This window comes from Weizmannia sp. FSL K6-0777, from assembly GCF_038593185.1.
In the GTDB taxonomy this organism is placed as follows: domain Bacteria; phylum Bacillota; class Bacilli; order Bacillales; family Bacillaceae_C; genus Weizmannia; species Weizmannia faecalis.
In genome coordinates, this window is the sequence record NZ_CP151971.1 from 2,042,930 (window position 1) to 2,064,089 (window position 21,160).

Sequence of the window (21,160 nt, forward strand, 5' to 3'; positions counted from 1 at the left end):
ACCGCTCCTTTCTTCAGGTGTTTTTTCAGCTTAAAAATGCCTTGCTTGGAATGCCTCACGCTTTGCATTCATTTCATCGTACAGCCTGAAAACTTCTTCATCACGCTGCCTTTGTTCTGCCGTCTTTTTCAGCCGTTTAATCGTGACGGTAATAAAGATTAAATTGAGTGTCATATTTTTCCACCTCCTTAAGGGCGCAAAAAAACCGCAGGACAGGCATGATCCCGCGGCTTTCCGGAAAAAAACCGCACGGATCAGGCAAATGCATCCTGCGGCTTGTGCGTCAAGTTAAAAAATCAGCGCAAATTCAAACCGATACGGAGCGGATGCAGAACATGTTCAGTTGCAACTGCAGAAAATAGGATTGTGTATGCCATGTTCTTCAACCTCCTTTGAATTTGCTTACATAGGAAAGTATATCCAATTCCGGCGGGTTTGTAAACCGCAAATTGGCAAAAAAATAAAAAAAGGCCGAAAACCTTGTATGCCGGACAACCGTGTGCTTCGTTACTGCACCGCCCGCGTTACAAAGGCCCCTGCCTTTTCGCTTATGATTTGCGATTATTCCGCTGTAAAAGCTGTGCGCCTTCTTCGCTTTTTAAAAGCTGTTTATGGTAAGCACGTGAAATCGAGAAAAACAAAACAGATACGGCAACAAACCCGCTTGAAGCAACGAGTAAAATTTTTGTCCCCAGTTCGGATTTCCCTTCGATCGGCATCACCGCACCCAAATATAAAAAGCCCGTCACAGCAAGCAGCACGATGCCGTACATTTTAAAATCCACCATTTTCACATACATCGATTTCGCTTTCTTCAACCGCCTCACCCTTTCTATCAATCTGCTAAACCTACTCTATCACAGATGAAACATAAAAAAGACAAGTAATTACAGGAAAGGAAGGAAAAAAATGGGTCTACAGATTTTCAACAATACCCGTGACAAGATGGGCAGAGTTCACGGCCGCCGTTTCAAGATATTCATCAAAAGAGATCCCGGACTCCTGCCCTGCAATATCGGAAAGGGAGCGGATGATCACAAACGGGATGCCAAATTGCCATGCCACTTGTGCGACGGCAACGGCTTCCATTTCCACCGCCTGCACTTCCGGGAAGTGCTCCTTTACAGCCGCCGTTTTCGCAGGATCATCCATAAACGAGTCCCCGGTAGCAATCAGTCCTTTCACAACCTGAATGCCAGGCAGTTTCCCTGCGCAGCTTTCCGCAATCCGGACAAGTTTCTCATCCGCCAAAAAAGCGGGCGGCATTTGCGGCACTTGCCCGTATTCATAGCCGAATACTGTCGCGTCCACATCATGGTGGCGTACTTCCGTTGAAATGACGACATCGCCGACGTGAAGGGCGGGGTTTGCGCCGCCTGCTGAACCGGTATTGATTAAGCAATCCGGCGCGTATGTTTGCAGCAAAAGGCCGGTAGAAAGCGCAGCATTCACTTTCCCGATGCCGGATCGAAGCAAGATGACATCTTTCCCTTTCATTTTTCCCGCCGTATATTCATAACCGGCAATCGTTTTAACTTGCGGGTGCTCGATCTGCCCGCGCAAAATCGACACCTCTTCTTCCATTGCGCCGATGATTCCAATTCTCATATGACTCCCTCTTTCGTCCAAAAGTTCCAATCCCCATTATATAGCAAAAAAGCAGAAGTGGATACGGCTTGCCAAAAAAACAACGTCTGATACGATGAACATGGAGGTGTACGAAAATGGCATTTGAGCTTGACAGGATAGAGGATAAGATTGAATTTTTCGAAGCGGACCGGCTTGAGGCGCTCGAGAAAAAAATCAATGATCAAATCGAAGCCAATAAAACCTTGCTGCTCCGGGTGGCGTCCGTTTCCCACCAAATGCAGTTTGACGCGGACGGCAGACCCCATTATTCCGCCGTCGTCCATTTTACGGCACAAAAATAAGCGGCACAGACGGCCGCTTATTTTTTATCGTTCTCGATCAATTCATACATCTTTGTGGGTTTCCACCCTTTTCCGTCCACCCATGTCAAATAAACACGGTAGGTCGTATCGGCATTTTTCGCGGAAACCGTCCCGATCGCCTCATCGGTCGTTGCCCCGTGTTCCAAAAACCAGACCGTCATATTGTCTTCCGGTATGCCTGTTGCATACGACAATGCCTTCAGCTTTTCCTTCCAGTCAAGGGAAGTGGACGAGGCGGAATAGACATGTCCGCCTGTTTGTTCGGTTCCGACCGGTTTCCAGCTGGAATCGGTAATGACTTCTTTCACATTCGGTTCATTGCTTTTTTCCACTTTACGGGTTGATTTTTTGCTGTCTTTGTCCGCCGTTTTTTTGGATGTATGAGATGATGTCGTTTCATGGCCGGATGAAGCAGTCTTTGTTACGGCCGCTTTCTTTTCTTTCGGTGCCGGTTTTGAGTTGTCGTTCCCGGCGAAAAAAATGGAGTAAGCCACAATACAAATAAGCGCGATGACAATCACAATCAGTGTATTTAAAATGATGTTTGTTTTCCGCCGTTTTGACTGCTGCATGGCCTGTTTCCGTTCTTCACGGCTGTAAAATTCAGGCAAGGTCATCCCTCCACTTCATGGCCTTATCATACCACGGTTTTACCGAATCGAAAAGGCGCACAAAGAAAATTCGGCGGGCATGGCCCACCGCAATCCGGATGTGATAAGCGTTTGCAGCAGGCCGTATCCTTTACAACTTGCACCTTGGAACACCTGCGCACCCGCTCCGGATTATTGAATCGAGATGATTTTGACTCTCATATCCCCGCCCGGCGTCTGAACCGTGACTTCCTCTCCGACGCTTTTCCCGAGCAGGCTTTTTGCAATCGGGGAATCGTTTGAAATTTTTCCTTCAAACGGATCGGCTTCAGCGCTTCCGACAATCGTGTACGTTTCTTCTTCCCCGTCCGGTAGTTCCACAAAAGTAACGGATTTTCCGAGCGATACCGTATCTGTCCCGTCATCTTCAATGATTTTCGCGTTGCGGATCATGTTTTCAATCGTCGTAATGCGGCCTTCCACAAAAGCTTGTTCTTCTTTCGCGGAGTCGTACTCGGAATTTTCGGAAAGGTCCCCGAAACTTCTGGCAATTTTTATCCGTTCGACGACTTCTTTCCGTTTGACCGTTTTTAAATATTCCAGTTCCTGTTCCAATTTTTCTTTCCCGTCCTGGGTCATCGGGTAAACTTTTTCCTGAGCCAAATCCCTTCACTCCTATATCTCTTAGTTATCAAATGTGTATGCGTTTCAACATACAAGATGACGCTTTCTGCAAGCGGCTGTGTTTTTTCCACCATGTTGTTTAGCGCGCCGAAAAGATTCCGGCGCGCTCACCATGTATTCTAAATAATCGTATTACAAAAAAGACTTTTGTTCAAGGATGGATTGCAATTTTGTCACGACCAAATCAATCGCCACCCGGTTTTGCCCGCCTTCCGGGATAATGACGTCCGCATATCTTTTTGTCGGCTCGATGAACTGGTTGTGCATCGGCCTGACCACCGTAATATACTGCTCGATGACCGACTGGAGCGTCCTGCCGCGCTCTTCGATGTCCCGTTCAAGCCGCCGGATGATCCGCAAATCGGCATCGGTATCGACATACAGCTTAATATCCATTAAGTTGCGCAATCTCTCATCTTCCAATACTAAAATGCCTTCCAAAATAATGACATCTTTCGGTTCCACATGGATGGTGCGGCTAGCGCGCGTATGTTTGGAAAAATCGTAAACCGGTTTTTCAATTGCCTCATAAGAAAGCAGTTTATGCAAATGCTCAATTAACAGGTCATTATCAAATGCAAACGGGTGGTCATAATTGGTTTTCAGCCTTTCTTCAAACGGGAGATGGCTTTGATCTTTGTAGTAAAAGTCCTGTTCAAGTACCAGAATGGAGTGTCCCTTCAAGCTTTCGTAAATCGCCCGGGTAACGCTTGTCTTCCCGGACCCGGAGCCCCCGGCCACGCCAATCACAGCCGGCTTTCGTTCCATTTTCTTCACCTCTTCATACTGACTGCCAATCCATCTCCGACTGGGAAAATCGCGGTGATAAATTGCTCATGTTGCATTAACCATTCGTTGTAGCTTCTGATTTTCCGCACCAGATTGCTGACTTGTTTCTTTGCGATGAAGTCTTGTACCACAAGGCCTTTAAATAGCACGTTATCCGTGTATACACATCCCTTTTCCCGCAGCAACGGCGTAAACGAATCAAAAAATTTCCGGTACTGCCCCTTTGCCGCATCAATAAAGATCGCATCGTACGGGCCAAGTTCCCGGGCCTTTTGGATGACGTCAGAAGAAAGTGCATCCCCTTTCAGCAGGCGGATCCGCCGGGATAAAGGAGTGCGGGCAAAATACGCATTTGCCTGGGCAACCCTTTCTTCTTCGCGTTCAATGGTGACGATTTTTACATCTGGAAGCGCATCTGCCATTTTCAGGGCCGAATACCCGATCGCCGTCCCGATTTCAAGCACGCTTTCCGGCTTTTGAATCCTTAACAACTGGCAGAGTGTTTCCACTCCGATCGGATCCATAATCGGAATATGCTCTGATTTTGCAAATGACGCCATTTCTTCAAAAAGCGGATCTTTCTTTTGCATCAACTGTTCTATATACGCTTCGACAGGGCCGTTCATCGCTGGGCCCTCCGGCATAAACACATTTCCATAACTTCTCCCTGCTTCTCAAAAAAATTCCGCTTATTATCGTAGCACATTTCAAACGGGAAAGCGAATGTTTACCGTTTCGCCTTCGCAATGTACTTTTCCTTTAAAGCATTATGTTCCTTCAATGTCTTGGCAAAATAGACTTTTCCTGTATCCACATTTGCAAGAAAATAGAGATAATCGGTTTTTTCGGGCTTGAGCGCAGCCTTGATCGATTGTTCTCCGGGACTTGCAATCGGGCCCGGCGGCAGGCCTTTATGTTTGTACGTGTTATAAGGGGAATTCACCCGCAAATCTTTATACGTCACTTTTTCTTTATGCCGGTTTAAAGCATACAGTACGGTCGGGTCCGTCTGCAGCGGCATATTCTTCTTTAATCTGTTGTAAAAGACGCTTGAAATTTTTGCCCTGTCCGCTTTTTCAGTTGCTTCTTCCTCGATAAGTGAAGCCATCGTAAGCAGTTTGTGCGGCGTTAAACGGGCCTGTGTGCTTTTCCCAGCGTAAGCGGAAAAAACCGCATTTGTTTTAGCCACCATCGTTTCCAGTACGGCATCAAGCGGCACATGCTGATCATAAAACGAATAGGTCGCCGGAAAAAAGTAGCCCTCGAGCGGATGCCGGATCTGCTGATTGAAAACTTCTTTTGTCACAAGGCGCGGATATTTTTTCATCAAATGTTGTACAAAAGCAGGGTCATCTGCCCGCTTGAGCACCTCTTCTTTCCGGAAGGAGCTGTGTTTTTCGATGATCTCCGCAATTTCCTCAAGGCCGGCCCCTTCCGGCACGGTAAAGCGGATCATGGCAATGCCGCCTTTTTGCATGCTGCTGACGATCTCGCTCGTATCCATGGACGGCGACATTTGATAGGTGCCGGCCTTTAAACCCGACTGGTGGTGGGATTTCGCATAAATTGCAAAAGCCCAGGCATTTTGGATGATCCCGTTTTTTTGCAAAATATGCCCGATCTCTTTTACCCCGGAGCCGGGCGGAATCGTGACGAGTTTTGTCTTATGGCTTCCAGGCTCCACCGGTTTCAGCGCCGACACGTAAAAAAGGGCAGCCCCTCCAAAAACAACAACAGCCAGCATGATGATGCATGCGGCTATCCATAATTTCGGTTTCTGCTTCATTTTTTGAAGCAACAGTTGAAACGGATTTTTCTTTCCGGCCAAAACAGAATCTTCCTCTCAATAAGAAAAATCTTAAAACAAGTACAGAAAGCCATTTTCGACTTTTTTCCTGTCCATTATACTACAAATTTCGCCAAGTTTTATTTCATTTTCTTTTCAAAAGGGAAAGTCTTCCATTCCGGCAGACGGAAAAAGCACACGGTTTGTCCCGTGTGCATGTTCAAGATGCGTTTATGCTTCTTCTTCATCGAGAAACGTATTCAGCATTTCCTCGATCATTTCCCACTCTTCATCTGTTTCAATCGGCTGGAGATCCCCTTCTGTGCCGTCTTCATTTTCTACATAGGCGGAAGCATGGATTTCGATGCTTTCATCCTCGTCTTCTTCCGCACCAATCGGATAATACAGGACGTACGATTTTCCGAAATCTTCGGATTCAAACGTAAAAAGCACTTCATACAATTGTTCGTTTCCGTCTTCGTCCACTACGGTAATATGCTGGTGGTCTTCGTGGTCATGTTCATGGTTATGTGTCATTTCTTCACCCCGTTAAGTTTGGCTGTCAAGGAATCCTTGCAAAATTACACTTGCCGCCATTTTATCAATTACTTTTTTCCTTTTTTTACGGCTGACATCGGCTTCCAGTAATATTCTTTCCGCTTGTGCCGTGCTTAAACGTTCGTCCCATAAAATAACGGGCAGATTGAGCCGTTTTTTTAATTCTTCGGCATAAACCTTTGAGGCCTCTGCCCGTGGGCCGATCGTGTTGTTCATATTTTTCGGGAATCCGACGACAATTTTTTCGACGCCGTGGATTTGCGCGAGTTCAGCGACCCTGTCGAAACCGAATTTGCCCTTTGCTTCATTGATGGCAATCGTTTCGATGCCTTGGGCAGTCCAGCCCAGGGCATCGCTGACCGCCACACCGACGGTTTTCGAACCGACATCAAGGCCCATAATTTTCAATTTGATCCCCCGCGATGTTGTTTCAAATACGATTTGACCAGTTCTTCGATAATTTCATCCCGTTCCAGTTTGCGAATCATATTCCGGGCATCCTGATGGCGAGGGATATAAGCCGGGTCGCCCGAGAGGAGGTATCCGACAATCTGGTTAATCGGGTTATAGCCCTTTTCCTCGAGCGCGCTGTATACATGGAGCAAAACTTCCTTGACCTCGTGTTCCGTCGGTTCTTCCGGAAAATTAAACCTCATCGTTTCATCGAATGAGCTCATTATCGCAGCACCTCTCTACTAAAGCTTGGCTTTTTAGATGTTCCGGTTTACACAAATTTTGAAGGTGCATTTTCCGCTTTCTGCCTGAAAACGATCCGTGTAAACAACCAGCTTTGTTTCATTGTACACTACTTTTTGCTTGAATCAAACGGATTTTACCCATTCTTCTACAATTTGTAATGCGGCATCAATTTGTTCAGGCTGTTTGCCACCGGCCTGCGCCATGTCCGGACGGCCGCCGCCACCGCCGCCGCAGCGCGATGCCACTTCTTTTACTAGCTTCCCGGCATGGTACCCTTTTTCGACAAGGTCTTTGGTGACGCCAGCAATGAAGCTGGCTTTTCCGTCTGTCGCCGCAGCGAGGACAATAATGCCGCTTCCGAGTTTTTGTTTTAAATCGTCCGCCATATTGCGCAATTGGTTCATGTCGCCGGCTTCGACTTTCGCCGCGAGCACATTTATGCCGTCTACTACTTTTACGCGGTCCACAAGCGATCCGGCTTCGATATTGGCGAGTTTTGCGGCCAGGGATGCATTTTCACGCTGCGCTTCTTTCAATTCCTGCTGGAGGGCGTCGATACGGTCCGGCAATTCTGTTGGTTTTACTTTTAATTTGGCGCTTGCCTCTTTTAAAAGGTGGAGCTGTTCCTGCATCAATCCGTAAGCATATTTTCCCGTCACCGCTTCAATCCGCCTTGTCCCTGCACCGATTCCGGATTCGGAAACAATTTTGAACAGGCCGATCTGGGCTGTGTTCGAAACATGGCAGCCGCCGCACAGTTCCAGGCTGTAGTCGCCCATTTGAACGACGCGGACGATCTCCCCGTATTTTTCGCCAAACAACGCCATCGCGCCCATCGCTTTCGCTTCGTCCAGTTTTTTCAAATCCGTTGTAACCGGCAGGCTTGCCCAAATTTTTTCATTGACGATCGTTTCAATTTTTTCGAGTTCTTCTTCTGTCACCTGCCCGAAATGCGAGAAGTCAAAACGGAGGCGTCCAGGTTCGACAAGCGATCCCGCCTGGTTGACATGAACGCCGAGCACATCCTTCAATGCCTGGTGTAACAGATGGGTAGCAGAGTGGTTCTTTTCCGTGTCACGGCGTTTTGCTCCGTCCACCTGTGCAAATACTTCCTGGCCGGTTTTGATGGTGCCTGATACGACAACGCCCTGATGCAAATTTTGGCCGTTCGGCGCTTTCTGCACATTTGTGACCTCCACTTTCAGCCCTTCTGCTGTCAAGGTGCCATGATCGGCAATCTGGCCGCCGCTTTCCGCGTAAAAAGGGGTTTGATCTAAAATGAACCGGATTTCCTCTCCGCTGGCAGCCGACTCCGTGATGTCACCGTCTTTTAAAAGGACAGCGACATGTGCCGTCCCCTCCAGGTGGTCATAACCGATAAATTCGCTTTTCACTGTAATATTGCCGAGCACGCCGCCTTGGACGGACATCGATTCTGCCTGCTGGCGGGCGTTGCGTGCGCGTTCACGCTGCCGCTCCATTTCTTTTTCAAAGCCTTCATGATCGGCACGGAGCCCCTGGTCGTGCGCATACTCTTCTGTCAGTTCAACAGGGAAGCCGTACGTATCGTAAAGCATGAAAATATCTTCACCCGGCAGCTGTTCTAAGCCGTTTTTCTTTGCCGCCCTGATCCGTTCTTCCAAAATGGAAAGCCCTTCGTTCAGCGTTTCCTGGAAACGTTCTTCTTCGGAACGAACCACTTTTTGCACAAAATCGGCATTTTTTTCCACTTCCGGATAATAGGAATTCATAATCCGGCCGACCGTCGGCACAAGCTTGTACATAAAAGCGCCGTGAATATCGAGCTGAATGGCGTATCGAACCGCCCGGCGCAAAAGCCTGCGTAAAACATAGCCGCGGCCTTCGTTTGACGGCAGTGCCCCGTCCGCAACCGCAAAGGCAACGGTGCGGATATGGTCGGCAATTACTTTAAATGCCGTATCTGCCTCTTTGTTTCCGGCACGGTATTTTTTACCGGAGATTTTTTCGACCTCTTGAATAATCGGCATGAACAAGTCGCTGTCATAGTTGGTATCGACCCCTTGCAGCACGCATGCCATCCGTTCGAGGCCCATTCCGGTATCAATGTTTTTCTTCGGCAGCTCCGGATACTCGCTGCGCGGAACCCCTGGTATCGCATTAAACTGGGATAACACGATATTCCAGATTTCAATATAGCGGTCGTTTTCCATATCTTCCTGAAGGAGCCGGATTCCTAACCGTTCCGGGTCGTATTTTTCCCCGCGGTCGAAGAAAATTTCCGTATCCGGCCCGGATGGCCCTTCGCCGATTTCCCAGAAATTGCCCTCGAGCGGGATAATATGATCCGGGGACACCCCGATTTTTTTCCAGCATGCAATCGAATCCAGGTCATCGGGATAAACGGTGACATACAGTTTTTCTTTTGGCATGCCGAACCATTTGTCGGAAGTCAGCAGCTCCCATGCCCAGGCAATCGCTTCTTCACGGAAATAATCCCCAATCGAAAAGTTGCCGAGCATTTCAAAAAATGTATGGTGGCGCGCTGTTTTTCCGACATTTTCAATATCGTTTGTCCGGATTGCTTTTTGCGCGTTGACAATGCGCGGGTTTTCCGGAATGACCGTGCCGTCAAAATATTTTTTTAAAGTGGCCACACCGCTGTTAATCCAAAGTAGCGACGGGTCATTGACCGGGATCAGTGAAGCGCTCGGCTCGACTTTATGCCCTTTTTCCTTAAAAAAGTCCAAAAACATGCTGCGGATTTCCGCACTTGATCTTTTCTTCATGAGAAAACCTCCTCTGTTTATTTATGAAAACCGGAACCCCCCGGACGCAAAAAAGCCCCCATCCCGGACAGGGACGAGAGGCTTGCTCGCGGTACCACCCTGATTAAAGGCAAAAAACGCCCTTCTCTTTGGGTGCCTGTAACGGGGCAAAACGGCAGGGTTTGGCTGCACTCCGGATTAGCGTTCTGTTATCCTTCATTTTGGAATTTCTTTCAGCCGCGGAAATTCCTCTCTGGGCCGTACATCACGGTTTAAAATGGGCGATAACATACTCGATCTTTCTTCGTTTTTTGATATGCAGTTCTATCAATAGGAACGGCCTGTGCTGTGCAATTACTAAGCCCGGACAAAAATCCCTGTCCGGAAGCCTATTTTGCCCACAGGACACGTATGTTCATGGGTAAATTATAAAAAAGTTTACTCCGGTTTGTCAACTTGATTCGTGCGGCCTGAAAAGCGCAAAGTTTTGCGAGCATGGATGATGGCCACTTTCAGCACGGCAAGCGCCGGCACAGCGAGAATCAGTCCTGCGATCCCCGCGATTTCCTCTCCCGCGATCAAGGCGATGATGATAAACAGCGGGTGAAGATGCAAAGATTTCCCGACAATAAAAGGGGAAAGGATATTGCTTTCAATAAATTGCAGGACGAACACAATGATGACCACATAAAGGACAAATTTTAATGAAATGGTCGCCGCAATAACCGAAACGGGAATGGCGCCCAAAACAGGGCCGAAATACGGAATGACATTGGTGACCCCGATGATGATGCCGAGTAAAATCGGGTATTTCATGCCAAGGATGGCAAATGCGACAAAAGAAAGAAAGCCGATCAACAGGCAGTCCAAAAGCTGGCCGCGGAGATAGCCACCGATCGACCGGTCGACATCGCGAATAAATGCTGCAGCGGACGGCCGCCATTTTTCCGGCGTCAATGCCAGTGCCGCTTTTTTGACATGTTCAAAATCTTTCAGAAGGTAAAATGAAATAAACGGAATGACGGCAAGCGCAATGGCGTAATTGACAAGTTGCATCAGCATATTGATTGAATTTGAAACATTTGCAGAGAGCCATAATTCAAAGCGTTCAATGCGCTCGTCAATCTGGTCCTGAAGCCCGTCCGGCCAGTGCTTCATCGATGTTTGCAAGTAAACAACGCCGTCCCTGTACTGGTCTGCAAACTGCGGCAGATGTTCCGACAGATCGTTCATTTGGGCGATCACAAGCGGCAGCCCTCTGTAAACGCCGTAAGCGGTGCCGCCAAAAAACAAAATATAGATAATCAGGATGGCAAGCCCTCTCGGCAGCCCGTTTTTATAAAGAAATTCAACAAGTGGGTGGAGGATGTAAGCGATAAAACCGCCGATTAAAAGCGGCAGGCATACCGCCAGTACGACGCGCAATACGGGCGCCCAAAAAGGCTTGAGTAAAAGCAGCACATATAAAATAATCAGAATAAATAACAACCAAAACAATTTATACAGCCATGTACCGCGAAACCGTTGCATAAAAAAACCTCCCTCCTTCAAGTGTTTGCGAAAGAGGGAAGTTTATGAGGATTTTTATCACCGGTCCAATGCAGCAACCTTTGGGACAACTGAAATACGGAGGACGCAAAACCTTATAAACGAGAACACCGGGCTTCGTGAAAAGGGATGCAGCGGGACAGGGATATCCGCCCATTTGGCAAGATGCATCCGTGCGTTTCCTTTCGTCCGTTGGCGTCCGGCCAGGGAAACGAGACCGGGGTTTTTATCGGATAGGCGGTTTTAACGGAATGCCTTGCGCACCCGCTTTGCCATTTTCCGCATCTGCCGCCTGTCCGCGAAGCCATTCTTCGCCATCTGGGCAGCGGCCATTCCCGCACCAAAACCGACTGCAGCCATCATCATTTTGTTCATTTCCCCATTCCCTCCATTCAGCTGAGTTTGCGTGCTTCTTCCTCAAACAAATCATCCAAAGAGCTCAATGTGCCGTCTTCTTCCACCTGATGCGTATGGATTGTATTTTTTGCAACCGATAGTTCAATAAAACAGTTCCAGCAGTAATACTGGTTCACGCCGATTTTTCCGATGTCCTTGCTTCGGCAATTCGGGCATTGCATGGTAAGCACCTCGCTTTCAAGCGCCATTTTGCTTACCAATATGCCCAATTTTTCCAAAAAGCATACGTCAAACCGGCATATATAGTTTGCCGGAGCGGACTGACAGCATGCAAGGAAACGGTTCCCAGCGTATGATCGTCCATTCCGGAAAAAATATAGGAAACCAACAGCAGGAAGTGACATGTATGCAAAACATTAAACCGCTTTTGATTAAAATCGCCGGGCATTTTATTTTTTTGTATTTGGTGCTCGGCTTCATTTACGGCATGTCTTTTTTCGGTGTGCTGTTTACAGCGCTCTTGCTTAGTGTGATTTCTTATTTTTTGGCTGATCTCGGCCTTCTTCCGCGCACAGCGGACTGGTTTGTACTGATCTTAGACTTTGGACTTGCATTTTCTGTCATCTGGGGGATGACCCGGTTTTTCTCCCACAACCATTTGCCGGGGCTTCAGGTTTCGATCGGTACTGCCGTCGTCATCAGCGTGTTCGAACATTTTTATCACCAATATTTAACCGACTATGTGCTCCAAAAAGGGGTCCCGCGGCGGAGCAAAGCACAAACCCTTCGGTACGGCACGGAAACCGCAGAGGAAATCCGTCCGGAAACGGGAAAGAAACAGCAATAAGGGCTTGCCGGGATGTTTAAACCGGGGTTTCGCAAGCCCTAATTTTTTTGTTTTTCTTCAAAAGGAACCGGCGTTATACAGCGAAAAGCGACCGGTGATGACAGTACGATCGATGTGTTGATGTTTCCATAAGGGGTGAGCCGGTCAATCAGCTTGCTCAGATGGTCCATAGAGGTAACGGCAGCTTTCAGCAAATAGCTGACAGCGCCTGTCAAGCGATGGCATTCAACAATTTCGGGAACCTGCACAATCCATTTCTCAAATTCTGTATAAGTGGACATCTTGATCTCACTTACCTGCATGTAAGCAACCACTTCCCTGCCCACAGCTTTCGGGGATACCCTTGCGCTGAATCCTTCGATAATCCCCTTCTCCTGCAGCCGTTTCAACCGTTCCTAAATGCTCGGGCGGCTGAGGGACAATTTCTTCGATAAATCACTTAAAGTCATGCGCCCATCCTTTTGCAGCATTTCAAGAAGACGAATGTCCAACTGATCCATGAAAAAGCCCCCTTTGCAAAATGCAGTTTGCAATACGAAAACTTATTCAAAATAGAAAGGTTTACACCCGAAATTGATACAGTTTGTTATTTCGTTTCTTTTTGCCATCGTTTATGATGGATTCAGACACAAAATCTTATAAATTTTTAGATTTCACATGATGTTACCGCTTTTATTCTAGCGCATCGTTTCTGGTGCAATAAAGTATTCAATTGCAATGATTTTTAGGCGGCGGTCCGGTGAAATATAAACGCTGTCAAAATAAGTGCAGAAAACCTTTTCTTTTACACTTTTATCACTATATCCACAGTACAAATAGAGGTAATCTGAAATGAATGTGATCAAACCGTATATGCAAACAACGGAAACATTGCTCGATAAAATGCAGGAACATGAACAAATTGTTTTTTGTAATGATCCTGCAACAGGTTTGAAAGCCATTATCGCAATCCATAATACGACACTCGGGCCGGCATTGGGGGGCTGCCGCATGCAGCCGTACCGGACGCTGGATGAAGCGTTGGAAGATGTGTTGCAGTTATCGAAAGGGATGACCTATAAATGTGCAGCGGCGGATGTCGATTTTGGCGGAGGAAAAGCAGTGTTGATCGGCAACCCGTCAAAGGATAAAACCCCCGCCATGTTCAGAGCTTTTGGTCAGTTTGTTGACTCCTTATGATTGCCTGTGTCATCGTTTTAGCCCTATTAACGGCCATATCCATCTTTAAGTTTAAAAACGCCGGGGATAAAAGTGTCCAAATCAGCCAGGTCCAACCTGCCAGAAAACTTGATCCTTGAGCCAAACCAAAAAGCAGCGGGGCCGGCCGCTGCTTTTTGGTTGCTTAATCCGGTTGGGACGCAGTCTGTCCTTCTTCCGCGTACGTGTACGGGGTAATGCCCTCCATGCCAATCATCGGGTCGACCCGGTCCCAATTTTCTTCTGTTAAGGACAGGACTGTCTCCGTCCCTGCCTCTTTTTGTTCCGTTTTTAATGCTTCAGCCAGTTTTTCACACAGTGTCGTCTTCCGTTTTTGGTCATCTTCCCTTTCCACACCCATCCGGAAAGCCGGTTCTTCGCCAAGCAGAATTAAAATTTTTTTGCTTCTTGTGATCGCAGTATACAGCAAGTTTCGGCGCAGCATCCGGTAATAGCTGCGGACAACCGGCAAAATCACTACCGGGAACTCGCTTCCTTGCGATTTATGGATCGAACAGCAATACGCAAGCGTAATCTGGTTGAAATCAGGCTTCGTATACGTCACTTCAATCCCGTCAAAAGAAACGATGAGCATATCTTGTTTTTCCGTATTTTCTTTTGCGGTAAAAAGGGAGACAATCTCGCCGATATCGCCGTTATACACTCCGTGTTCCGGCTGGTTGACAAGCTGCAGCACCTTATCGCCGATCCGGTAAACCGCGTCCCCGTGCTTCAGCTCTTTGCGGGCGCCGTTCTCATTCGGATTAAAAATATTTTGCAAAAGGCTGTTCAGGCGGTCAATGCCGGCCGGCCCCCTGTACATCGGCGCCAGCACCTGGATGTCTTTTGCCGTATAGCCTTTCCGTTTCGCGCTTTTCACCACTTTTTCCACCGCTTCTGCCACCTGCCCGGAAGAACAGCGGATAAACGAACGGTCCGCCTGCATTTGAAAAATATTTTCCGGAATACGCCCATTTTTGACATGGTGGGCCAGTTCAATAATCGAAGAACCATCTTTCTGCCTGTATATGTCTGTCAGCCTGACAACCGGGATGGCACCCGATTTCAATAAATCTTTCAGCACCTGGCCCGGACCGACGGACGGCAGCTGGTCTTCATCCCCGACCATAATGACCTGGATTTCATCCGGCAGCGCCTTTAACAGCTGGTTTGCAAGCCATGTATCGACCATCGACATTTCATCAATAATGACGAGCTTGCCTTCTACCTGCCGTTCCTCTGAATCGTCTAGGTCCTCCATGCCGGTCATGCCGAGCAGGCGGTGGATTGTCATTGCCGGCAGACCGGTTGACTCCGCCATTCTTTTCGCGGCCCTTCCTGTCGGCGCCGCGAGGACAATCGGAAATGCCTCATCTTTTTTATAGGTTTGCGGGTCAAGCGAAACGCCGTGCAATTCGCCGTACAGTTCCACAATCCCTTTAATGACCGTTGTTTTCCCTGTGCCGGGCCCGCCCGTTAAAATCATCATCGGGCTCATCAGCGCTTTTTGGATGGCTTCCTTTTGCGACGGGGCATACTCGACGCCGAGCCGTTCTTCAAGGCTGCCCAGGGCAAGCAGGAATTCCGACTCCGGGAACTGTTCCGCATACTCGGTTTGCGACATTATCCGCTCAATATTGGAAACGATTCCTTTTTCCGAAAAATAGAGGGACGGAAGATAGACTTTGTCTTCTTCCATGATCACTTTGCTCTCTTCCTGCAGTTTTACCAGCTCATTTTCAATCAGGCCGACCGGGATTTCAACATTCTGGTACTCTTCCAAAAGGGCTTTGATATCCTGCGCAAGTTCTTCTTTCAGGACGTACACATGGCCGTGCTGCATGCTTTCCATTTCCAGCATGTAACAGCAGCCGGCCTGGATGCGGTGCGGATGCGTCCCGCTGATGCCGAGCTGCCGGCCGAGTTCATCGGCCCGCCCGAAACCGATGCCTTTGATATCATCGACGAGCCGGTACGGATTTTGTGCGATCATTTCGAGCGCCTCATCCTCGTAAACCTGGTAAATGCGCATCGCAATCTGCGGCCCGAAACCGTATTGCGCAAGCCCGATCATGACACGTTCAAGCCCCTGGTGTTCAACCAACGTATCATGGATCAGCTGTGCTTTTTCCGGCGCCAGTTTTGGTACTTCGTCAAGGGCGGCGGGATTTTCCAATATTTTGCTGATCGCATTTTCACCGAGCACGCCAACGATCCGCTCCGCCGTTTTTTTGCCGATGCCGTTGAATAAATCACTGGAAAGATACTCAACAACACCCTGCTTTGTATTGGGGATGTCTTTTTGGAAGCGGTTTGCCTGGAACTGGGGGCCGAATTTCGGGTGTTCCTGCATTTTTCCAAAAAAGGTGTACGTTTCCTGTTCATGGATGCGCGGAAAATAGCCGGTAATCACCGTTTCCTTATCTTCCAGCCCGATATTGGTCTCTTCCACCCGCACACGGATGACGGAATACAAATTTTGCTCGTTATGGAAGATGGTCGCGAGATGCTTTCCTTTTATAAAATTTTCCTCGTCCTGGAATAAATCCATCGCATGCTGTTTTTCCAATTTCATCACCTTACAGCGTTTCAATGTCTTTCAGTTTTTCAACCATTTTCAAGCCGTATCCCGAAAGCAGATGGCCCGGCTGAATCTCCACCGCTTTTTTGAAATAGCCGGCCGCTTTTTCCAGGTCGCCAAGGAACTGCATATAAATCGCGCCTGTATTGTATAAAGCATCCGTATGTTTTGGGTCCTGTTCCAGCACTTTTTGAAATTGTTTCAGCGCTTCGTCCGCGAAATTGGATTTGATAAGGGAAAGCGCGTACTGAAATCTCGCTTCCGTATCCCCTTCATCCAGTTCAACGCTCCTTTGCAAATACGGCATGGCAAAGCGCGGATTGCCGAGCATCATAAAACACATGCCGAGCATAAAATACGTATCTTTGTCCTTGAGCCCGAGCCGGATGGCTTTTTCAAAACAGCCGGCAGCCGCTTCATAATGCCCCTCTTCGTATTGGATTGTGCCGAGGCTGTAAAAAGGAGCGGGAAGTTCTTTCAATGCCAGCGCTTTCCGGTAAAAATTCTGCGCCTTTTCCCGCTCGCCTGCAGCAAGCAGCACATCGCCGAAATGGATATAGCCGACCGGATCGTCCGGATTGTCTTCGATCGCTTCATTAAACCATTTCAGCGCTTCATCATATTTTTTATCCTGCAAGGCTTTCATACCGCGTTCATGCTTGTTCATTTCGTACACTCCTGATTGATGATACGAGTATTATAACATAAAATGAATCCCTTCACTTTTTTAACGAACCCCGGCATTTTGTGAGAGCATGCTTTTGCACTTTCCCCACCCGGTCCAGAACATGGTCTTCACTGGCTGTGTGAAGGATGAGGCGATTTTTACAGCTGTGCGCAATGCGGTCGGTCCGGGTGATGGTTTTTTCGAGCTGTGTGAAGGAGCACCGCCCTTTTCCTGTTTCATGTATAAACCTGTACTGCGATCATGGCGAGCTCCCCGTTTCCTTGTTTCCGGCAATCACATTCCCCTGTCCAACGGTTTAGAGCAGTGACCTGTTTGCCCATAAATAAAGCCATGCACACAATTGTGTGCATGGCTCCTGTAAGATCAGCCGACGTACATGAGCTGTTCTTCGTTTTTATAAATTTTATCGATCGTGGCGCCGCCGAGGCATTCTTCACCGTTGTAAAAAACAACAGCCTGGCCGGGGGTGACGGCGCGAACCGGTTCGTCGTAAATGACTTTGACTTCATCATCACCAAGCAGCTGGACCGTTACTTTCTGGTCCGGCTGGCGGTAGCGGAACTTCGCGGTGCACCGGAATACTTCAGGCGGCTTTTTGCCCGATACCCAGTTTGCTTTCACGCCGGTCATATAATCGGAGTAGAGGGCCGGATGGTGGAATCCCTGTTCCACATAAAGAACATTTTCTTTCAGGTCTTTGCCGACAGCAAACCATGGCTCGCCGGAACCGCCGATCCCGAGGCCGTGGCGCTGGCCGATCGTATAGTACATCAAGCCTTCGTGTTCGCCCATCACTTTTCCGTCGAGCGTTTTCATCAGCCCTTTTTGCGCAGGCAGATAATGGCTTAAAAATTCTTTGAAATTGCGTTCGCCGATAAAGCAGATGCCGGTCGAGTCTTTTTTATTTGCCGTGGCAAGCCCGGCTTCTTTCGCAATTTCGCGGACGCGCGGTTTTTCCAGATCCCCGATCGGGAACATCACGCGCGAAAGCTGGTGCTGCCCGAGCTGGTTGAGAAAATACGTCTGGTCTTTATTTCCATCAACGCCCCGCAGCATTTTATATTCGCCGTCCTGGTGAGTCACGCGTGCGTAATGGCCGGTCGCAAGATAATCGGCACCGAGGTTTAAAGCATGTTCAAGAAAAGCCTTAAACTTGATTTCCTTGTTGCACATTACATCCGGGTTCGGCGTCCTTCCCGCGCGGTACTCATCCAGAAAATAGGTGAACACTTTATCCCAATATTGTTTTTCAAAATTAACGGCATAGTACGGAATGCCGATCTGGTTGCAGACGCGGATGACATCATTGTAGTCTTCCGTTGCCGTACAGACGCCGTTTTCATCGGTATCATCCCAGTTTTTCATAAAAATGCCGATCACATCATAGCCCTGCTGTTTAAGCAAATAGGCGGCAACAGAAGAATCAACGCCGCCCGACATGCCAACAACCACTCTTGTATCTTTTGGTGCTTTTTGCATAATGCCTCCTCTTTTCTATTGTTGCTGGAACTTGCGGACGATTTCTGCCGTTTTACGGGCGGCTGCTTCCACTTGCTCCATCGTATTGGCAATCCCGAAACTGAAACGGATGGAGGTACGGAGCCGTTCCGAATCGCGCCCGAACATGGCAACAAGGACATGGGAAGGCTCAATCGACCCGGCTGTGCAGGCAGAACCGCTCGAGGCCGCAATCCCGGCAAGATCCAGATTGACAAGCATCGATTCCACATCCGTTTTCGGAAAACTTAAGTTGAGCACATGCGGAAGGGCCGCCTCCGCGTTGCCGTTCAGCTGAAATTCCACCTTTTCCTGCTTTAAAATTTCCATAAATCTTTGTTTAAAAGCGCTGTATTGCTTTGGTTTATCAACAAGCGCCTGCTGCGCCCATTTGACGGCCTCGGCAAAACCGGCAATGGACGCCGTATTTTCCGTCCCGGGGCGGCGTTTTAATTCCTGGGCGCCGCCGAAGTTGCGGTTTTTCAATTTTGTTCCGTTCCGAACGTATAAAAATCCGATCCCTTTTGGCCCGCCGATTTTATGGGCCGAAACGGAAAGCATGTCCACGTTCAGGGCATTTACGTCGATCTTCTCATTTCCGTAAGCCTGGACGGCGTCCGTATGAAAAACGGCCGGATGGTTTTTCAGCAGCTCACCGATTTCGGCGATTGGCTGGATCGTTCCGACTTCATTATTTCCATACATCACGCTGACAAGAATGGTATCATCTCGGAGCGCTTTTTGCACGTCTTCCGCCTTAATCAGCCCTGTTTCATCCGGCTGCAAATACGTGACGTCATACCCTTTTGTTTCCAGGTATTCCAGCGGATGCAAAACGGCATGATGTTCGATTGCCGTGGAAATAATATGTTTTCCCTTTTCAGCGGCTGCTTCTGCCGTACCGAGAATCGCGTAATTATCCGCTTCGGTTCCGCCGCTTGTAAAAATGATTTCATTAAACTGTGCGCCGATGCTGTCTGCAATCACCTGGCGCGCTTCGTCCAAAATGCGGCGCGCTTCCCTGCCGAATGCATGAATGCTCGACGGATTCCCGAAATGGCCGGTAAGCACTTGCATCATTTTTTCTGCAACTTGCGGAAGGACAGGGGAAGTGGCCGCATGGTCCAAATAAATTTTTTCCACTTTTCGCACCCCATATCAATTTAGATATAATACATGTAGGCATCCGGTTCTGTATCTTCCCGGTATTTGGCCAGATCTTCAATGGTTGTGCTGTCAAGAACGTCCTTGACCGCGTCCCGGATTCGGATCCAGAGCTGGCGTTTCACCGGTTCTTCGTCTTCAATGCCCTCTACCGGTGTAATCGGTCCCTCCAGCACACGGATCACATCACCGGCCGTGATTTGCGAAGGTTTTCGCGTTAAAACATAGCCGCCGTAAGCGCCGCGGATGCTTTTGACAAACCCGGCATTACGGAGCGGAGAAATCAGCTGCTCCAGATAATGTTCGGACAAATTCTGGCTCTGGGCAATGGATTTCAGGGAAGTCGGCCCCATGCCGTACCGCTTTGCCAGTTCAATCATAATGGTCAGCCCGTAGCGGCCCTTCGTTGAGATTTTCATTTCATTCCACCTCTTTCCGATTATTCCCGAAAAAAAATTGTTAAGCCAAAAACGGCAGATGAGCGCGTAAAAAAATAAGCCCATTCATATAAATGAACGAACAGACTGGTCCCAAACTTAACATATTATAGCATATTTATCGGCATAATGCGAAACAAGAGCGGCTTGTGAATGCTACTTTAACTTGAAAAACATCATTGAAAACAGCAAAAAGCCCCCTGTCATTCATGGAGGCTATAGAGGGTATTTTGTTATGTTTGATTAAGGCTAATTTTTGCATTTTTTTCGCAAGTTTCATAATAAAATCATCTTTTAATCTTTGGTTTTGTCATATTTGGAAACACTTCGTTTTCTATCTGACTTTATTTGGTGCTTCAATGCATTTTTATACGTTTTCATGACGGAAGAATGATTAACAGAAGAGGATTCGATTGTGTCACTTGTGTCCGTATCGTCAATTCCTGAAACCTCTGTATTTGAGTTGGGGCCTGAAACAAGTAAAGAACCATCATCTTGTGCATATGCTAAAAATACATAAGATTGGCCAACTTCAGGAAGCACATCATCATCAAATGTTACGATTGAACTCCCATCTTTCGAAATGCCGCCAGCTTTTTGAAGAGGAATCGGTTTGTCAGTCTCTAGTTCACCTTTCATATTTTCCAATACTGTTATTTTGTAATTGGTATAGGGTGTGGAAATTTCCTTCGTACCCTCTTCTGTTTCAATTTGTGTTGTATTTTTATATGCCGTACCTGTTTTCTCCTCAACGCGTGCTAAAAATACATAATCGGCGTCCCCGACAGTTTCTTCAGGATGATCCCTATTAATTGAAAAAGTACCGTCCATCTGCACTTTTTTAGGATGTTTGCTCGTTTTATTGGTTGCAGAATGATGAGAGCAAGCCCCTATCGCCATTGCAGCAATCAATACCAGAACGACCACCAATGGAAGCAATGTTTTTTTCTGTGAAAAACTCATTCTAAATCCCTCCTTTGATTTTAGGTTCTTTTAGCCGACAAGGTTTGAATGCGTTTTCATTAGCGTTTAATGTTAT

Annotated in this window: 25 protein-coding genes and 1 pseudogene; 3 read left to right on the forward strand and 23 right to left on the reverse strand. The window is 47.8% G+C overall.

The features are described from left to right. Positions 1-30: 30 nt before the first annotated feature. The 3 genes from NST70_RS09755 to mtnN all read right to left on the reverse strand — a co-directional run bounded on the left by NST70_RS09755 (position 31) and on the right by mtnN (position 1,608). Entirely contained in the window at positions 31-174 is a 144-nt protein-coding gene (locus tag NST70_RS09755) for a YrzI family small protein (RefSeq protein ID WP_014097929.1), read from the reverse strand. A 374-nt stretch (positions 175-548) separates the two neighbouring features. Next, complete coding sequence (locus NST70_RS09760; RefSeq protein ID WP_017550585.1) at positions 549-818, reverse strand: YrhC family protein; 270 nt, start codon at positions 816-818, stop codon at positions 549-551. 97 nt (positions 819-915) lie between these two features. Then, entirely contained in the window at positions 916-1,608 is a 693-nt protein-coding gene (gene mtnN, locus NST70_RS09765; RefSeq protein ID WP_014097927.1) for a 5'-methylthioadenosine/S-adenosylhomocysteine nucleosidase, read from the reverse strand. A gap of 116 nt (positions 1,609-1,724) precedes the next feature. Here mtnN and NST70_RS09770 point away from each other — a divergent pair, with 116 nt between their 5' ends. Then, positions 1,725-1,931 carry a YrzA family protein gene (locus NST70_RS09770; protein ID WP_014097926.1) on the forward strand — a complete coding sequence of 69 codons (207 nt, stop codon included), beginning with the start codon at positions 1,725-1,727 and terminating at the stop codon, positions 1,929-1,931. A gap of 17 nt (positions 1,932-1,948) precedes the next feature. On the opposite strand, the gene NST70_RS09775 is transcribed toward NST70_RS09770, so the two are convergent. The 12 genes from NST70_RS09775 to NST70_RS09830 all read right to left on the reverse strand — a co-directional run bounded on the left by NST70_RS09775 (position 1,949) and on the right by NST70_RS09830 (position 11,958). Beyond that, the gene (locus NST70_RS09775; RefSeq protein WP_014097925.1) at positions 1,949-2,563 is read right to left on the reverse strand and encodes a DUF1510 family protein; all 615 of its coding nucleotides are present in this window, start codon (positions 2,561-2,563) and stop codon (positions 1,949-1,951) included. Positions 2,564-2,734: 171 nt separating this feature from the next. Then, entirely contained in the window at positions 2,735-3,205 is a 471-nt protein-coding gene (gene greA, locus NST70_RS09780; RefSeq protein WP_013859748.1) for a transcription elongation factor GreA, read from the reverse strand. Positions 3,206-3,358: 153 nt separating this feature from the next. Then, positions 3,359-3,994, reverse strand: a complete 636-nt coding sequence (gene udk, locus NST70_RS09785) for a uridine kinase (RefSeq protein WP_013859749.1) — start codon at positions 3,992-3,994, stop codon at positions 3,359-3,361. A gap of 5 nt (positions 3,995-3,999) precedes the next feature. Beyond that, positions 4,000-4,641 (reverse strand): O-methyltransferase, encoded by a 642-nt coding sequence (locus NST70_RS09790; protein ID WP_014097924.1) that lies wholly within the window; start codon positions 4,639-4,641, stop codon positions 4,000-4,002. Positions 4,642-4,742: 101 nt separating this feature from the next. Beyond that, the gene (gene mltG / locus NST70_RS09795; RefSeq protein WP_342474922.1) at positions 4,743-5,843 is read right to left on the reverse strand and encodes an endolytic transglycosylase MltG; all 1,101 of its coding nucleotides are present in this window, start codon (positions 5,841-5,843) and stop codon (positions 4,743-4,745) included. A gap of 189 nt (positions 5,844-6,032) precedes the next feature. Beyond that, positions 6,033-6,338 carry a DUF1292 domain-containing protein gene (locus NST70_RS09800; RefSeq protein WP_013859752.1) on the reverse strand — a complete coding sequence of 102 codons (306 nt, stop codon included), beginning with the start codon at positions 6,336-6,338 and terminating at the stop codon, positions 6,033-6,035. A 12-nt stretch (positions 6,339-6,350) separates the two neighbouring features. Beyond that, complete coding sequence (gene ruvX / locus NST70_RS09805) at positions 6,351-6,767, reverse strand: Holliday junction resolvase RuvX (protein ID WP_014097922.1); 417 nt, start codon at positions 6,765-6,767, stop codon at positions 6,351-6,353. Further along, positions 6,764-7,036 (reverse strand): IreB family regulatory phosphoprotein, encoded by a 273-nt coding sequence (locus NST70_RS09810; protein WP_013859754.1) that lies wholly within the window; start codon positions 7,034-7,036, stop codon positions 6,764-6,766. Before NST70_RS09810 ends, ruvX begins: the two co-directional genes overlap by 4 nt. A gap of 144 nt (positions 7,037-7,180) precedes the next feature. Further along, the gene (alaS, locus tag NST70_RS09815; protein WP_342474924.1) at positions 7,181-9,826 is read right to left on the reverse strand and encodes an alanine--tRNA ligase; all 2,646 of its coding nucleotides are present in this window, start codon (positions 9,824-9,826) and stop codon (positions 7,181-7,183) included. Positions 9,827-10,243: 417 nt separating this feature from the next. After that, positions 10,244-11,335, reverse strand: a complete 1,092-nt coding sequence (locus NST70_RS09820; RefSeq protein ID WP_014097920.1) for an AI-2E family transporter — start codon at positions 11,333-11,335, stop codon at positions 10,244-10,246. Between the two features lie 261 nt (positions 11,336-11,596). Next, a complete protein-coding gene (locus NST70_RS09825) occupies positions 11,597-11,728 on the reverse strand; it encodes a DUF3918 family protein (RefSeq protein ID WP_014097919.1) in 132 nt (43 codons plus the stop codon). A gap of 17 nt (positions 11,729-11,745) precedes the next feature. Continuing rightward, the gene (locus NST70_RS09830) at positions 11,746-11,958 is read right to left on the reverse strand and encodes a hypothetical protein (protein WP_026104525.1); all 213 of its coding nucleotides are present in this window, start codon (positions 11,956-11,958) and stop codon (positions 11,746-11,748) included. A 158-nt stretch (positions 11,959-12,116) separates the two neighbouring features. Between NST70_RS09830 and NST70_RS09835 the strand changes: the two genes are divergently transcribed. Next, on the forward strand, positions 12,117-12,557 hold the full coding sequence (locus NST70_RS09835; protein ID WP_026104526.1) for a YndM family protein: 441 nt from the start codon (positions 12,117-12,119) through the stop codon (positions 12,555-12,557). A 38-nt stretch (positions 12,558-12,595) separates the two neighbouring features. On the opposite strand, the gene NST70_RS09840 is transcribed toward NST70_RS09835, so the two are convergent. Beyond that, positions 12,596-12,946 (reverse strand): Lrp/AsnC family transcriptional regulator, encoded by a 351-nt coding sequence (locus tag NST70_RS09840; RefSeq protein WP_017550592.1) that lies wholly within the window; start codon positions 12,944-12,946, stop codon positions 12,596-12,598. Between the two features lie 6 nt (positions 12,947-12,952). Next, positions 12,953-13,057: an AsnC family transcriptional regulator gene (locus tag NST70_RS09845; protein WP_014097915.1), complete on the reverse strand. Its 105-nt coding sequence runs from the start codon at positions 13,055-13,057 to the stop codon at positions 12,953-12,955. Between the two features lie 331 nt (positions 13,058-13,388). Between NST70_RS09845 and NST70_RS09850 the strand changes: the two are divergent. Continuing rightward, positions 13,389-13,733 (forward strand): annotated as a pseudogene (locus NST70_RS09850) (Glu/Leu/Phe/Val dehydrogenase dimerization domain-containing protein); the annotation flags it as partial. Positions 13,734-13,899: 166 nt separating this feature from the next. On the opposite strand, the gene NST70_RS09855 reads toward NST70_RS09850, so the two are convergent. The 6 genes from NST70_RS09855 to NST70_RS09880 all read right to left on the reverse strand — a co-directional run bounded on the left by NST70_RS09855 (position 13,900) and on the right by NST70_RS09880 (position 21,084). Next, positions 13,900-16,323 (reverse strand): ATP-dependent RecD-like DNA helicase, encoded by a 2,424-nt coding sequence (locus NST70_RS09855; RefSeq protein ID WP_342474927.1) that lies wholly within the window; start codon positions 16,321-16,323, stop codon positions 13,900-13,902. A 10-nt stretch (positions 16,324-16,333) separates the two neighbouring features. Beyond that, positions 16,334-17,002, reverse strand: coding sequence for a tetratricopeptide repeat protein (locus NST70_RS09860; RefSeq protein ID WP_342474928.1), 669 nt, complete (start codon positions 17,000-17,002; stop codon positions 16,334-16,336). 384 nt (positions 17,003-17,386) lie between these two features. Beyond that, complete coding sequence (gene mnmA, locus NST70_RS09865; RefSeq protein ID WP_061086590.1) at positions 17,387-18,502, reverse strand: tRNA 2-thiouridine(34) synthase MnmA; 1,116 nt, start codon at positions 18,500-18,502, stop codon at positions 17,387-17,389. Positions 18,503-18,517: 15 nt separating this feature from the next. After that, positions 18,518-19,663: a cysteine desulfurase family protein gene (locus NST70_RS09870; RefSeq protein ID WP_035184531.1), complete on the reverse strand. Its 1,146-nt coding sequence runs from the start codon at positions 19,661-19,663 to the stop codon at positions 18,518-18,520. 20 nt (positions 19,664-19,683) lie between these two features. Then, positions 19,684-20,103: an Rrf2 family transcriptional regulator gene (locus tag NST70_RS09875; protein WP_014097908.1), complete on the reverse strand. Its 420-nt coding sequence runs from the start codon at positions 20,101-20,103 to the stop codon at positions 19,684-19,686. A 312-nt stretch (positions 20,104-20,415) separates the two neighbouring features. Beyond that, positions 20,416-21,084 (reverse strand): cell surface protein, encoded by a 669-nt coding sequence (locus NST70_RS09880; RefSeq protein ID WP_342474930.1) that lies wholly within the window; start codon positions 21,082-21,084, stop codon positions 20,416-20,418. Positions 21,085-21,160: the final 76 nt, after the last annotated feature.